This window comes from Virgibacillus sp. Bac330 (assembly GCF_003667845.1).
Lineage (GTDB): Bacteria > Bacillota > Bacilli > Bacillales > Amphibacillaceae > Virgibacillus > Virgibacillus chiguensis.
In genome coordinates this window covers 3,026,408-3,040,131 of record NZ_CP033048.1, presented here as the reverse complement: position 1 = coordinate 3,040,131, position 13,724 = coordinate 3,026,408, and the positions used below count along the sequence as shown (strand labels likewise).

The following is a 13,724-nucleotide window of genomic DNA, read 5'->3' as shown; positions in this document are numbered from 1 at the left end:
AAAAATTCAATAAAATCGGGCTTTCAACCCGTGGGTATTTTTCCTCCCTCGTTCCTGGTATCTAATTGAGTATGTTCTAAAGGCTGTTCAAAGTAGCTGTTATCTTCCATTTAGAATGGAGCTAACTTGTGTGGAGTAGAGTAATATTTTGGTAACATGTAGGTCTTAACAAAAATAATAGTTCTTATTACCTTAAATGTCAACAAAAAATAGACATTTAGAACTAGTTAATACGAAATAGGGTGGAGTCTAATAATGAAAACAGATTGCCATACTTTTTTTAACGAGTATGGCAATCTGTTTTGCGCTTTAGGATGCATAAAATGGACAGGCTTATCGTATAAGAAAAACGTAACTTTCCTCATAGGAACCTGGCGATAAGCTAAGTTTTTCTAAGCTTTGTCATGTATATACGTTTCTTTTCCGTATGGAAGCAAGTGGTAAATTGTAATTAAAATGGTACCAATGAAAGCAATGATTCCCATGAAATTGTATAAGGCATTTCCACTAAAGGTATCAATCATGGCACCTCCAATTAAGGAACCAATAATCCCTGATACACCAAAGAATGTTGCAAAGAAAACAAGATGTCCCGTTGATTGTAATATTTTAGGAACAAGTCGTGATATATAGTTAAATGAAGCTAAATAGAACGTACCAAAAGTTAATCCGTGCATAAACTGTAAACTAATGATGTGCCAAGGGTTATCTGCTGCCCCATAAATAAACCAGCGAATACTATATAAAATCCCAGCAATAATAACGAATACGAGTGGGTGATATTTTCTGAACCAGTAGCCAGCGGTAGCAAAGACAAGCGCCTCGGTAAGTACGCCGACAAACCAAGCCACTCCAACTAAACCTTCACTTCCACCTAGTTGCTCAATATACAAACCAATAAAACTATCATTTGCTCGGTGCGTCACACTTAAAAACATGATGAAGAAAAGAAAAATAAGAAAAGGTTTACTCTTAATGAGCAAACTGACATCCCTTAATTTTACAGGCTCTGACGTTACGTTAACGTCCACTAGCTTAAAACTAACAATAAATGCCAATACCCCGAAAAATAAGTAAGGAATAATCATATACTGAATGCCGGCTCTTGTAAGGATTTCTCCAATAACAAGCGAAGAAGTAGCAAAACCAATTGAACCCCATAAACGTATCGTTCCGAATGAAACGCCAAGATCATGGGCTCTTCGTTGTGCAAGACTATCCCCTAGTGCACCAATAGGAGTTACGAAAAAATAAAATATAGCTCCAACAATGAGTATTGGTAGTAGTGTATTCATTTGAAAAAAGATCACACTCATGACTAGTAAGCCGATGAGACAGACTTGAATAACACGTTTTACCGTTTTATATTTATCACTCATATATCCCCAAAACGGTTGCGCTACAATAGAAGCTAAAGGACCAACTGCTAGTACATATCCAATTTCTGTACCATCCAGTCCTTTGTATTTTAAATACAAAGGTAAATAACTAAGAATAATCGTATTCGTAGCATGGAAAGCAAATAACAACATTTTTAAAGGTGTTAACGATGGTTGATTTGACAAATATCTCTCTCCTAACTTTAGAAAAAAAATTGGCTTATCGCCCAGTCTTATGGCCACATAAACCCAAAAAATCATATACTTCTCTATCGTGTAAATTGTAATGCCATACAAATAGAACTTCCAAAAATGAAATAGAAAACAGGGAAGTTATCGTCGATTACTGGCTTAGCGGTATGTTAGATCGAGTGGGTGATCACACATGTGAAAATAATGAAGAACTACTAAAATGTGCTACCGTTACCGTGTGAATAGTAGGACATATTTTATCTGTTTGTTCATTGCCTATGATCTCCACACTTGGTTAATAAATGCATCCCTACCAGATTTGGCGCGATCTTCTTCGTAGGCAACTGTATTTTTTCGATAAAAGTTTTGATGGTATGCTTCAGCTGGATAAAAAGCCGTAGCTGGCAAAATTTGCGTAACAATCGGGTTAGAAAATTTTCCGCTCTCTTCAAGATGTAATTTGGAGGATTCTGCTGCTATTTTTTGGTTTTCATTATGATAAAAAATAGCAGTTCGATAGGAGTCACCTCGATCATGGAATTGTCCTCCGTCATCGGTAGGGTCAATTTGCTGCCAGTATATGTTCAATATGGTTTCATAGGATAAAACATTTGGATCGTAAATAATTTCAACTGCTTCATAGTGCCCCGTTTTGCCTTGTTTTACTTCTTCATATGTCGGGTTTTCCGTATGACCACCTGTATATCCAGAAATAACACTGTCTACGCCATTCCATTGGTCAAACGGCTTTACCATACACCAAAAGCATCCGCCAGCAAAGGTTGCTCGTTGTTTTTTCTTCATGAAAGAATCCCTCGCTTTTCATAAGGAAGTTTGCAAGTTAGTTTATTTTTATTAGAATAAAGATACTATAACATATTTTGCTAGTAGGTGACAGAATGGCAGAACCATATATTCATAAATTATTTCATAGGAAAAAACTAGATCAGCAAAATCAAGAAGAAAAGGGGGCTATGGCTTATGTAAATGAAGAGGTGAACGGTTCTATTTATGTAACAGATCAAGGGTTAACGCTGGAGAAAGACGGAGATAAAGCATTGTTTGTTTACCCGTGGAAACATTATTATGATTGGGCTGACGTCTATGAATTAGACACGATGCAAATAGGAGATATTGGGGAAAATCTATCTGTCTTAGAGATGGATGAGTACGCGGTGTCCATCGGAGATACCTATCGACTAGGGGAGGCGATCGTTCAAGTTAGCCAACCTTATTTACCATCTTGGAAGTTAGCGAGGCATTTGCAAATAGATGATTTTGCATTACAAATGCAACAAAGTGGTCGTACAGGGTGGTATTTTCGCATTCTTCAAGCAGGGAACATACAAGCAGAACAAGATATGGAATTAATTGATCGTCCCTACCCGCAATGGTCGATTGCTGCATGCAATGAGGCAATGCACAAGTTTAAAGAAGATTTACGTTTAGCAGACGATTTATTACAGTGTGACGTGCTAGGGAGTATGTGGAAAAATATGCTAAAAAAAAGATTGCGGGGCATTCCGTTACGAACTAAAAGGCGTCTATTTGGCCCTGAATAAGAGTAAGCTTGGCGGTGTTTCGTTTACAGCTTAGAAAGCTTAGCTCTTCTCGGCGGGAAAAGCGCCGTCGCTTTTCTAATCCGATCGTATCGTGTAAACAAATTGAATTTTACTATTGATACGTTCATTTGAGGCTATATATCTATAAAACCGCTAATCAGTGGGTAATGCATTCCATACTGAAAAGCGGTTTTTTCCGTAATTCGTACATTTAGGAATTTTCCAATACATGAACATGAACGCGATTTTTTCTGCTTGTTTCGGAAATAAGGCGATGCAATTGGATATAGACAAGGCCATTTTTGTAAGTTGCTTTTATTTTATCGGAACGAACTGGAAAGGGAAGGGTTATTTTTCTTTCAAATACACCGTGTAGAATTTCTTCTTTCACTACTGTTCCATAAGAATGGTCAATATCAATGGAACCTTTTAATTCCAATGTAGTATAGTCTACGTAAACATCGAGCTTTTCCAAATCACTTAGTCCGGGAACACTTGCAATACAAAATAATTCATGGTCAGTTTGATAAATGTTTATTTGTGGTATTGTAGGTTTTATAAGTCCTTCAAACTCGTTCCAAAAACTATCACCGAAAAAATGATCCATATTCTTTTTCCAATCGGACATTTGCTGAAAAGGATCCATACACGTATCACCTCGTTTTATCCTGGCCATCTACGTATGTAATGGATAGCCAAATTTTTTTAGCGGATATAAGGTGCTGTAAGACTTTTGCTTCAAGAAAAGGAAGGTATAATGGAAATAGGGAAAACAGCACCTACATCTTCCATTCATTTAGAGGCGCCTTTAGGACGTCCCCGTAGTTGCTTAACAACCTATGGGGATAGGGGAGGAAACCACACCCTCACGGATGGAAGGTCCGCTTTATTTGTTACTAAATGAGTAGTAAGGGACAGTTTGCAGCCTGAAAAATCCTAGGTTCAAGTCACTACATGATAGCCTATGCTGTCGTTAGTTCGATGTGCATGTCATGTTTGTAAAATACGCATGAAAATAAAAATATTTCATAAATATGAGAAATGAGGTAAGCTTAAAGAGTGAGTTGAAAAAGGGTTGATGAGTTGATATGTATACTGTTGTCAATGGATTAGTCTCATTGGCTTCAAGCAAACAGATGAGACCATAAGTACATGTAAATCATCGAACTTTGAAACATCCTCTTAAATCAAGGTATGGGAGGGCTTGATGTTGTTAAGTAATGCCATCGTTATGGTTGTTATTATTTTAGTTATTAATATCGTATACGTATCCTTATCTACTGTACGCATGATTTTAACATTAAAAGGAAGGCGTTACATTGCTGCCTTCGTTAGTATGTTTGAAATTGTTATTTATGTACTTGGTCTCGGGCTTGTACTAGATAACTTAAATGAAATTCAAAATTTAATTGCTTATGCCATCGGTTTTGGAATAGGTGTTATTTGTGGTTCCATGATTGAAGAAAAGCTAGCGCTAGGATATATTACCGTCAATGTGATTTCATCAAATCCAGATATCGCTTTTACGAAACAATTACGGGATAAAGGCTATGGTGTTACAAGCTGGTTTGCTTACGGGATGGAAGGTGATCGTTTATCCATGCAAATCTTAACCCCTCGTAAGTATGAGTTGAAACTCTATGAAACCATTAAACAAATTGATCCGAAAGCGTTTATCATTGCTTATGAACCGAAGCAAATACATGGCGGATTTTGGGTGAAACAAGTGCGAAAAGGTCGGTTAATGAATCCGAAAAAACGTACGGAAGAAGAGAGAAAACACCAGCAGGTAAAAGCAGATGACCAAGGAGAATTACACAAATAAAGCAAAGAATAATGTATAATCGTAAAATAATGGTAAAAACCGAACGTTATTTTTGTTTTAATAAGTAATGTTCGTTATTTTATTGACAGTAAGACAATATATTGTTATTCTTAAATCGACAATAAAACAACGGAACCTCATATAAAACTGAGAATATGGCTCAGAAGTCTCTACCCAGCACCGTAAATGACTGGACTATGAGGGAAGTAGGATCGTGCTATGCTTAACGAAGGCACGTCTGTTTCCATATATATTGAAACAGATTTATTCTCTTCTCTTATAACTATGAGAGTAGAAATAAATCTGTTTTTTGTTTTACATTATAGGGAGTATACGCTCTCTAACGTTTTGCAGGATAACAAAAATGGTCGCTGTCGATAAAGACTTGGTAACGGTTTTTAGGAAATTAGTTGACGCAAAGATCATTACATGTAATTGGTTTATGTTATTTATTCAAGGAATTATCGCATAAGAAATTAGAAACAAGGTGGTTGAAATCATGATAGGGGTAATTATGGGCAGTATTTCTGATTGGGAAACGATGAAGCATGCTTGTGATGTATTAGATCAACTGCAACTTCCATATGAAAAGGAAATTATGTCCGCTCATCGGACACCAGACGATATGTTTACTTATGCCAAGTCAGCTAGGGAGCGAGGGATCAAAGTAATTATTGCTGGTGCTGGGGGTGCAGCTCATTTACCAGGAATGGTAGCATCACAAACGAATTTGCCTGTCATTGGAGTTCCGGTTCAGAGCAAAGCGTTACAAGGGCTTGATTCGCTTTTATCGATTGTACAAATGCCAGGTGGTGTTCCGACAGCAACGGTTGCGATTGGAAAAGCTGGAGCGAAAAATGCAGGGATACTTGCAGCGCAAATGATAGGTGCGTTTGATGATAAAGTAGCTAGTAGATTGGAAGATTTTCGCAATGATATGAAGCAGGCTGTTGCAGAAATGAGGGATGAACTTGCAAACAAATAACCTTATCTTACCTCCAAAAACGATTGGAATTATTGGTGGCGGACAACTTGGTCGCATGATGGCGATAGCAGCTAAATATATGGGATATCGTATTGCAGTGCTTGACCCAACTGCTGACTGTCCGACAGCGCAGGTTGCTGATCATTCGATTGTTGCCCACTATGACGATATGGATGCAATTAAAGAATTAGCGAATGTATCGGATGTTGTTACGTACGAGTTTGAAAATGTGAATTTACAAGCAGCGGCTTTTTTAGAACAACAAGGTAAGCTCCCACAAGGCGCTTATGCCTTAGAAGTGACGCAAAATCGCGAAAAAGAAAAAACAGTGATGCGCGAGCTTGATTTACCAGTAGCTGATTTTGTTATTGTGAGAAATGGAGAGGAATGTTTACGAGCGTTACAAGATATTTCCTTTCCTGTAGTGATTAAAACGTGTAGTGGGGGATATGATGGCAAAGGTCAGTTAAAAATAGAGGATGAATCAGACATTGATACAGCTTGTCAGTTTGCTGATAAGTACCGACATTGTATTATAGAGCAGTGGGTACGTTTTGATAAAGAGATATCCGTCATTTTTACTCGTTCGCAGGCTGGGGAAATTACTTTTTTCCCTATTGCAGAAAATGAACATCGCCAGCATATTTTATACCAGACATCTGTACCAGCTACGGTTTCGACAGAAGTAGAGAAGCTTGCGATCCAGGCGGTAGAAAAGCTAGCGCATCATATGCATATCGTTGGAACCTTTGCGGTGGAACTATTTGTTCAAGGTGATTCTATTTATATGAACGAATTGGCACCACGACCACATAATTCGGGACATTATACGATAGAAGCATGTAATGTTTCTCAATTTATGCAACATATTCGTGCGATTTGTGGTATGCCGTTACTAGAAGTAAACCTTCTACAATCTGCTATCATGGTCAATGTTTTAGGGCAAGATCTAGAGCATGTTATGCAGTGCTTACCGAAAGCAACAGCAGGCTTTGTTCATTTGTATGGAAAAGAAGCAGCGAAAGCCCAACGGAAAATGGGGCATATTACTTTTACTAGCGATACGTTACAGAACGTACACCAGCAAATGAAGACATTTTGGGAGGCAAAATAGATGATAGAACGTTATACAAGAGAAGAAATGGGAGCTATTTGGACGGAAGAAAATAAATTTAAAGCATGGTTAGAAGTTGAACTATTAGCGTGTGAAGCATGGAGTGAATTAGGTGTAATCCCAAAAGAGGATGTGCAACAATTACGTGCGAAAGCATCGTTTGATATGGACCGCATTTATGACATAGAACAAGAAACTCGCCACGATGTTGTTGCTTTTACAAGAGCAGTATCCGAAACATTAGGAACCGAGAAGAAATGGGTGCACTACGGTTTAACCTCTACCGACGTTGTTGATACGGCACTATCGTACTTAGTGAAGCAAGCAAATACGATTATTCGTCAAGATTTACATGCGTTTATTGAAATTTTGCAACAAAAAGCGATCGAACATAAACATACGGTTATGATGGGAAGAACGCACGGTGTTCATGCGGAGCCGACAACTTTTGGATTAAAACTAGCACTTTGGTACGAAGAAATGAAACGAAATTTGGACCGATTTGAAGCAGCAGCAACTTCCATCGAATTTGGTAAATTGTCTGGAGCTGTAGGTACATATGCAAATATTGATCCATATGTGGAACAGTATGTATGTAAAAAATTAGGTTTAGCGCCTGCACCTGTGTCTACACAGACATTGCAGCGAGACCGTCATGCTGCTTATATCGCTACATTGGCTTTAATTGCTACATCCATTGAAAAGTTTGCAACAGAAATTCGTGGTTTACAAAAAACGGAAACACGAGAAGTAGAGGAGCGTTTTGCAAAAGGTCAAAAAGGTTCTTCCGCAATGCCGCATAAGCGAAACCCGATCGGTTCCGAAAATATGACTGGTATGGCAAGAGTGCTTCGTGGATATGTGACAACAGCTTATGAAAATGTTGCATTGTGGCATGAACGAGATATTTCCCACTCTTCTGCGGAAAGAGTTATTTTACCAGACGCGACCATTGCACTTAACTATATGCTCAACCGCTTTAGTACGATCGTAAAAAATTTAACGGTCTTCCCTGAAAACATGAAGCGTAACATCGACAAAACGCATGGCGTTATATTTTCACAGCGTGTATTACTTATTTTAATTGACAAAGGAATGAGTCGAGAAGCTGCTTACGATACAGTACAGCCAAAAGCGATGCAAGCATGGGAGACAGGAACACATTTTAAGCAGCTTGTGCAGGAAGATAAAACAATTACGGCGCATTTATCGCAACCTGAGATAGAGAATTGCTTTGATTATACGTACCATTTAAAGAATGTGGATCAAATCTTTGAAAAAATTGGCTTAGCGTGAGGTGGATAACATGAAGGGTGCCTTACTTTATGAAGGGAAGGCAAAGCAAGTATATGAAGCAAAAGATGCAACTGGAAAGCTCATCCTTTCCTATAAAAATGATGCAACGGCATTTAATGGTGAAAAAAAATCAGTATTTCCAGGTAAAGGTCGCTTGAACAACGAAATAGCAGCACATATTTTCTCTATGCTACAGGATCAAGGAGTAAAGACACATTTCATCGAGCGTTTAAATGAAACAGAACAGCTCGTTTGGCAAACGGAAATTATTCCGCTTGAGATTGTCGTTCGTAATGTTGCCGCTGGCAGCATTACGAAGCGCCTTGGGATTGAAGAAAAAACGGTCTTGGAACCGCCAATTGTGGAATTGTTTTATAAAGATGATGCGCTAGGTGATCCGTTAATTAATGATGAGCATGCATTACTCGTTGGGTCTATTACACAAGCTGAATTGCAGGAAATTAAAACAAAAGCGCTAGCGATTAACATCCATTTGCAGCATATTTTTCAAGCTATTCGTATTCAATTAGTGGATTTTAAGTTAGAATTTGGCAGGCTCGCATGTGGCTCCATCGTGCTTGCAGATGAAGTTTCCCCAGATACGTGTAGACTTTGGGATGTCGCAACATTTGAAAAATTGGATAAAGATGTCTTTCGTCAAGGAACGGGTGACCTGCTCACTGTTTATGAAGAAATATTAAACCGACTGGAGGAGCAAAAATGAAAAAAATAAAGGTGCATATTACGCTTAAAGAAGGGGTGCTGGACCCACAAGGAAAAGCTATTCAACAATCTTTACATGCGTTAGGTTACGAAGAAGTAGAGGAAGCGCGAGTGGGGAAAATGATTGAGCTACAAGTAGAGGAAGGACCTCATATAGAAGCTCGTATTAAAGAAATGTGCGATAAATTATTAGCGAATCCGGTCATTGAAAATTATCAAGTTACGTTGGAGGAGGCTGTTCAGTCGTGAAATTTGCTGTCATCGCCTTTCCTGGTTCAAACTGCGATCGAGATATGTACAGGGCAGTAGCAAACGTTTTAGGAGCAGATGCTGATCTATTATGGTATGAAACTGCTAATCTAGATAACTATGATGCCATTCTTCTTCCTGGCGGCTTTTCTTATGGAGACTACTTGCGTACAGGGGCAATTGCAGCAACGTCAAATGTGATGCAACAAGTGAAAAAACACGCCGCAAAAGGTAAGCCTGTACTAGGTGTTTGTAACGGTTTCCAAATTTTAACAGAATCTGAGTTGCTTCCGGGGGCATTATTGCGCAATAAAAATCTTTCGTTTATGTGTCATCAAGAAGTGCTAACGGTAAAGAACAATCAAACGATGTTTACAACGGCATATAATGAAGGAGAAACAATTCAATTACCCATTGCGCACGGGGAAGGAAATTATTACTGTGATGAAACGACATTGCAAGAATTAATAGAACATAAGCAAATTGTGTTTACCTATCAAAATAATCCCAATGGCTCTATAGAGAATATTGCTGGAATTGTCAATAGAGAAGGGAATGTTCTTGGAATGATGCCGCACCCAGAGCGTGCTGTGGAACAATTGTTAGGCAGTGCGGATGGCTTACGTTTATTTCAGTCATTGATTCATAATTGGAGGGAAACTTATGTTGCAAACGCATGAAATAAGCCCAGAGCAAATTGAAAATGAAGCGCTTTATAAAGAAATGGGTTTAAATGATGAAGAATACAAGATGGTGAAGCATATTTTACAGCGCAGACCGAATTATACGGAAACAGGGGTTTTTTCCGTCATGTGGTCCGAGCATTGTAGCTATAAATCGTCTAAACCATTATTGAAAAAGTTCCCAACGAAAGCCCCGCATGTGTTGCAAGGTCCTGGAGAGGGAGCAGGGATTATTGATATTGGCGATGAGCAGGCTGTTGTTTTTAAAGTTGAAAGTCATAATCACCCGTCTGCAGTCGAACCGTATCAGGGTGCCGCAACAGGCGTTGGTGGCATTATTCGTGATGTCTTCTCTATGGGCGCACGTCCGATTGCTCTCTTGAATTCGCTGCGGTTTGGTCCATTAACAAATGAACGGACGAAATACTTATTTTCCGGTGTTGTTGACGGTATCGCAGGATATGGGAATTGTGTCGGTGTTCCAACAGTTGGTGGGGAAGTGCAATTTGATGACTGTTATCAGGAGAATCCATTAGTAAATGCCATGTGTGTCGGTTTAATAAAGCATGACGATATTCAAAAAGGGGTTGCCGCTGGTGTGGGGAATACGGTCCTTTATGCTGGAGCGCCAACAGGTCGGGATGGTATTCATGGTGCGACATTTGCCTCCGATGATTTGGCAGAGGATTCATTAAAAGATCGTCCTGCAGTACAAGTTGGCGATCCATTTATGGAAAAATTACTGATTGAAGCATGTTTAGAAGTAATCCAGTCAGATGCGCTCGTAGGCATGCAAGATATGGGTGCTGCTGGTTTAACCTCTTCTGCTAGTGAAATGGCTAGTAAAGCTGGGACAGGTTTGGAGATGAATTTAGATCATGTACCACAAAGAGAAGCAAATATGACAGCGTATGAACTAATGCTTTCTGAATCACAAGAACGGATGTTGCTCGTGGTTAAAAAAGGACGTGAACAGGAAATTATCGAAGTATTCCGAAAATATGGCTTGCAGGCAGTAGCAGTTGGTGAAGTCATTGAGGAAAAGACCTTTCGTATTTTCCAACATGGCAAATTGATGGCTAATATTCCAGTTGACGCATTAGCGGAAGAAGCTCCAGTGTATCATTTACCTGCTAAAGAAGCTGCTTATTTCCAAGCTTTTCAACAAATGAAGCAAGAAGTGCCAGTTGTTAAAGATCATGCACACATGTTCAAGCAACTGTTACAGCAACCGACGATCGCTTCTAAAGAATGGGTTTATGATCAGTACGATTCTATGGTGCAAACAAATACAGTCGTTTCACCAGGTTCTGATGCAGCGGTAGTGCGTATTCAAGGTACGAATAAATCGTTAGCAATAACAACGGATTGTAATTCTCGATACATTTATTTAGATCCTGAAACAGGTGGAAAAATTGCCGTTGCAGAAGCGGCTCGTAACATTATTTGTTCAGGTGCTAAGCCACTCGGGTTAACAGATGGATTGAACTTTGGCAACCCAACGAATCCTGAAGTGTTTTGGCAAATGGAAAAAAGCGTGGAAGGCATGGTAGCTGCTTGTGAAACGTTAGATACGCCTGTAATTAGTGGAAATGTATCCTTGTATAACCAGTCAGGCGGAAAGGCGATTTTTCCGACTCCTGTGGTAGGGATGGTTGGGCTACATGAATCACTGGATCATATTACGTCGAGTTTCTTTCAACAAGCAGGAGATCGTATTTATGTTATTGGAGAAACGGCGTGCGATTTTGGGGGTAGTGAGCTACAGCGACTTATGCAAGGAAAGTATGCAGGAAAAGCACCGCAAATAAACTTAGACGTCGAGAAAAAACGGCAAGATCAGCTATTAACAGCAATCCAACAAGGGGTCGTATCATCAGCACATGACGTTGCTGAAGGTGGTTTGGCGGTCGCTTTAGCGGAAAGCCTGTTTGCTGAGCATACATTGGGGGCGACTGTACAGTTATCTGGTGACCCGACAGTGATGTTATTTAGTGAAACACAGTCTCGATTCCTTGTAACTGTTCCAGAAAATAAACAAGAAAATTTTGTGCATATCGTGGAAGATGCCGTTGAGATTGGGGAAGTTACAACGGATGAGCAGCTTACGATTTCTATCAATGAGCAGGAATATGTGTCTGAATCTGTTGCTTTATTACAAGCACAATGGAAAGGAGCCATTCCATGCATGCTGAAGACAAAGGCATAAGGGAAGAATGTGGCGTGTTCGGTATCTGGGGGCATGAAAAAGCGGCAGAACTGACGTATTACGGGTTACATTCCATGCAACATCGTGGTCAAGAAGGTGCTGGTATCGTTGTCAGTGATGGACAGCAATTAAAAGTGCATAAAGATGTCGGATTAGTGAATGATGTTTTTAAGCATGCAGATTTTTCAATGTTACAAGGTGATGTAGCGATTGGACATGTCCGTTATTCGACACAAGGTGCTAAAACGGTAGAGAATGTGCAACCCTTATTGTTCCATTCCCAAAAAGGGAGTATGGCGCTTGCGCATAATGGCAATCTAATGAATGCCTATGCTTTGCGAGCAGAATTAGAAGAAGAAGGAAGCATATTGCAAACTTCATCCGATACAGAAGTATTGGCACATTTAATCAAACGTAATGGGAACCAAGTGTCGAAGGTTTCCATTACAGAAGCATTAAATCAAGTACAAGGTGCCTATGCCTATTTAATTTTGACGGAAAAGCAGCTGTTTGTTGCGCTAGACCCGCACGGGATTCGTCCATTATCGATTGGTAGATTAGGAGATGCTTATGTCGTTGCTTCGGAAACATGCGCATTCGGGCAGATTGGCGCCACATTTGAACGGGAAGTATTACCAGGTGAGCTCATTACGATTGACGATCATGGTCTTACGTCGACACGATTTGCTATGCGAGAACAACGAAAAATGTGTGCCATGGAATATGTGTATTTATCCCGACCAGATAGCGATGTAAATTTAGTAAATGTGCATGCGTCAAGGAAAAACATGGGTATGGAGCTTGCCAAAGAAGCTCCGGCAGATGCAGATATCGTTGTTGGCGTGCCTGACTCTAGTACATCAGCTGCGATTGGTTACGCTGAGGAAAGTGGGCTTCCATATGAGATGGGGATTATTAAAAACCGTTATGTTGGTAGAACTTTTATTCAACCTTCCCAAGAATTACGAGAGCAAGGGGTGAAGCTTAAGCTATCCCCAGTTCGAAGTATTATTGAAGGAAAACGAGTCGTTATGATTGATGATTCCATCGTCCGTGGCACAACGAGTAAGCGGATTGTGCATATGTTAAAAGACGCTGGTGCAAAAGAAGTGCATGTGCGAATTGCTTCACCGTCTATTCAACATCCTTGCTACTACGGGATTGACATGTCGACAAGAAAAGAGTTAATTGCAGCAAATTATGAACAAGATAAAATAAGAGAAATCATTGGCGGAGATAGTCTAGCGTATTTGTCAGAGGCAGGTATGGAAAAAGCAATCTTAAAAGATAAGACGATCCATCAAGGCGTTTGTACAGCGTGTATGACTGGTAAATATCCGCTCTCCATAGAATCGGACAAACAAGTGTCTCCTTTTATTTCCCTATAGGAAAGTATAGGTTTAAAGGTTTAGAGGATAAGAAAAAAGATAGCCTCTGTCATGAAATAATTAAGGTTAGAGTGAAGGCTTATGCAGCATTAACTTTAGATGATAGAAAAGGAGAAGTG

General features: G+C 39.6%; 13 protein-coding genes and 1 riboswitch. Of the genes, 10 read left to right on the top strand and 3 right to left on the bottom strand.

What is annotated here, in order from left to right:
• Positions 1 to 392: 392 nt before the first annotated feature.
• Both D9780_RS14035 and msrA read right to left on the bottom strand, forming a co-directional pair.
• A complete protein-coding gene (locus D9780_RS14035) occupies positions 393 to 1,565 on the bottom strand; it encodes an MFS transporter (RefSeq protein WP_073011821.1) in 1,173 nt (390 codons plus the stop codon).
• 282 nt (positions 1,566 to 1,847) lie between these two features.
• Entirely contained in the window at positions 1,848 to 2,375 is a 528-nt protein-coding gene (msrA, locus tag D9780_RS14030) for a peptide-methionine (S)-S-oxide reductase MsrA (RefSeq protein ID WP_121640512.1), read from the bottom strand.
• 95 nt (positions 2,376 to 2,470) lie between these two features.
• Here msrA and D9780_RS14025 point away from each other — a divergent pair, with 95 nt between their 5' ends.
• On the top strand, positions 2,471 to 3,133 hold the full coding sequence (locus D9780_RS14025; protein ID WP_121640511.1) for an MOSC domain-containing protein: 663 nt from the start codon (positions 2,471 to 2,473) through the stop codon (positions 3,131 to 3,133).
• A 211-nt stretch (positions 3,134 to 3,344) separates the two neighbouring features.
• On the opposite strand, the gene D9780_RS14020 is transcribed toward D9780_RS14025, so the two are convergent.
• Entirely contained in the window at positions 3,345 to 3,779 is a 435-nt protein-coding gene (locus D9780_RS14020) for an Hsp20/alpha crystallin family protein (RefSeq protein WP_121640510.1), read from the bottom strand.
• A gap of 564 nt (positions 3,780 to 4,343) precedes the next feature.
• On the opposite strand from D9780_RS14020, the gene D9780_RS14015 reads away from it, so the two are divergent.
• From D9780_RS14015 to purF, 9 genes are all read left to right on the top strand, one after another.
• Entirely contained in the window at positions 4,344 to 4,958 is a 615-nt protein-coding gene (locus tag D9780_RS14015; RefSeq protein WP_121641508.1) for a DUF2179 domain-containing protein, read from the top strand.
• Between the two features lie 117 nt (positions 4,959 to 5,075).
• Positions 5,076 to 5,176, top strand: a riboswitch (purine riboswitch).
• A 281-nt stretch (positions 5,177 to 5,457) separates the two neighbouring features.
• Positions 5,458 to 5,943, top strand: coding sequence for a 5-(carboxyamino)imidazole ribonucleotide mutase (purE, locus tag D9780_RS14010; RefSeq protein WP_121640509.1), 486 nt, complete (start codon positions 5,458 to 5,460; stop codon positions 5,941 to 5,943).
• Complete coding sequence (gene purK, locus D9780_RS14005; protein WP_121640508.1) at positions 5,930 to 7,057, top strand: 5-(carboxyamino)imidazole ribonucleotide synthase; 1,128 nt, start codon at positions 5,930 to 5,932, stop codon at positions 7,055 to 7,057. Before purE ends, purK begins: the two co-directional genes overlap by 14 nt.
• The gene (gene purB / locus D9780_RS14000) at positions 7,058 to 8,353 is read left to right on the top strand and encodes an adenylosuccinate lyase (protein ID WP_121640507.1); all 1,296 of its coding nucleotides are present in this window, start codon (positions 7,058 to 7,060) and stop codon (positions 8,351 to 8,353) included.
• A 10-nt stretch (positions 8,354 to 8,363) separates the two neighbouring features.
• On the top strand, positions 8,364 to 9,077 hold the full coding sequence (purC, locus tag D9780_RS13995; RefSeq protein ID WP_121640506.1) for a phosphoribosylaminoimidazolesuccinocarboxamide synthase: 714 nt from the start codon (positions 8,364 to 8,366) through the stop codon (positions 9,075 to 9,077).
• Complete coding sequence (gene purS, locus D9780_RS13990; RefSeq protein ID WP_121640505.1) at positions 9,074 to 9,325, top strand: phosphoribosylformylglycinamidine synthase subunit PurS; 252 nt, start codon at positions 9,074 to 9,076, stop codon at positions 9,323 to 9,325. The genes purC and purS overlap by 4 nt, the downstream gene beginning before the upstream one ends.
• Positions 9,322 to 10,005 (top strand): phosphoribosylformylglycinamidine synthase subunit PurQ, encoded by a 684-nt coding sequence (gene purQ, locus D9780_RS13985; protein ID WP_121640504.1) that lies wholly within the window; start codon positions 9,322 to 9,324, stop codon positions 10,003 to 10,005. Before purS ends, purQ begins: the two co-directional genes overlap by 4 nt.
• On the top strand, positions 9,989 to 12,217 hold the full coding sequence (gene purL, locus D9780_RS13980; protein ID WP_121640503.1) for a phosphoribosylformylglycinamidine synthase subunit PurL: 2,229 nt from the start codon (positions 9,989 to 9,991) through the stop codon (positions 12,215 to 12,217). The genes purQ and purL overlap by 17 nt, the downstream gene beginning before the upstream one ends.
• Positions 12,193 to 13,605 (top strand): amidophosphoribosyltransferase, encoded by a 1,413-nt coding sequence (gene purF / locus D9780_RS13975; protein ID WP_121640502.1) that lies wholly within the window; start codon positions 12,193 to 12,195, stop codon positions 13,603 to 13,605. The genes purL and purF overlap by 25 nt, the downstream gene beginning before the upstream one ends.
• Positions 13,606 to 13,724: the final 119 nt, after the last annotated feature.

Bases quoted from the DNA above. Each gene is read 5' to 3' on its own strand.
- D9780_RS14020 (WP_121640510.1), bottom strand. From the start codon at position 3,779: ATGGATCCTTTTCAGCAAATGTCCGATTGGAAAAAGAATATGGATCAT.
- purC (WP_121640506.1), top strand. From the start codon at position 8,364: ATGAAGGGTGCCTTACTTTATGAAGGGAAGGCAAAGCAAGTATATGAA.
- D9780_RS14025 (WP_121640511.1), top strand. From the start codon at position 2,471: ATGGCAGAACCATATATTCATAAATTATTTCATAGGAAAAAACTAGAT.
- purF (WP_121640502.1), top strand. From the start codon at position 12,193: ATGCATGCTGAAGACAAAGGCATAAGGGAAGAATGTGGCGTGTTCGGT.
- purB (WP_121640507.1), top strand. From the start codon at position 7,058: ATGATAGAACGTTATACAAGAGAAGAAATGGGAGCTATTTGGACGGAA.
- purE (WP_121640509.1), top strand. From the start codon at position 5,458: ATGATAGGGGTAATTATGGGCAGTATTTCTGATTGGGAAACGATGAAG.
- purS (WP_121640505.1), top strand. From the start codon at position 9,074: ATGAAAAAAATAAAGGTGCATATTACGCTTAAAGAAGGGGTGCTGGAC.
- purL (WP_121640503.1), top strand. From the start codon at position 9,989: ATGTTGCAAACGCATGAAATAAGCCCAGAGCAAATTGAAAATGAAGCG.
- msrA (WP_121640512.1), bottom strand. From the start codon at position 2,375: ATGAAGAAAAAACAACGAGCAACCTTTGCTGGCGGATGCTTTTGGTGT.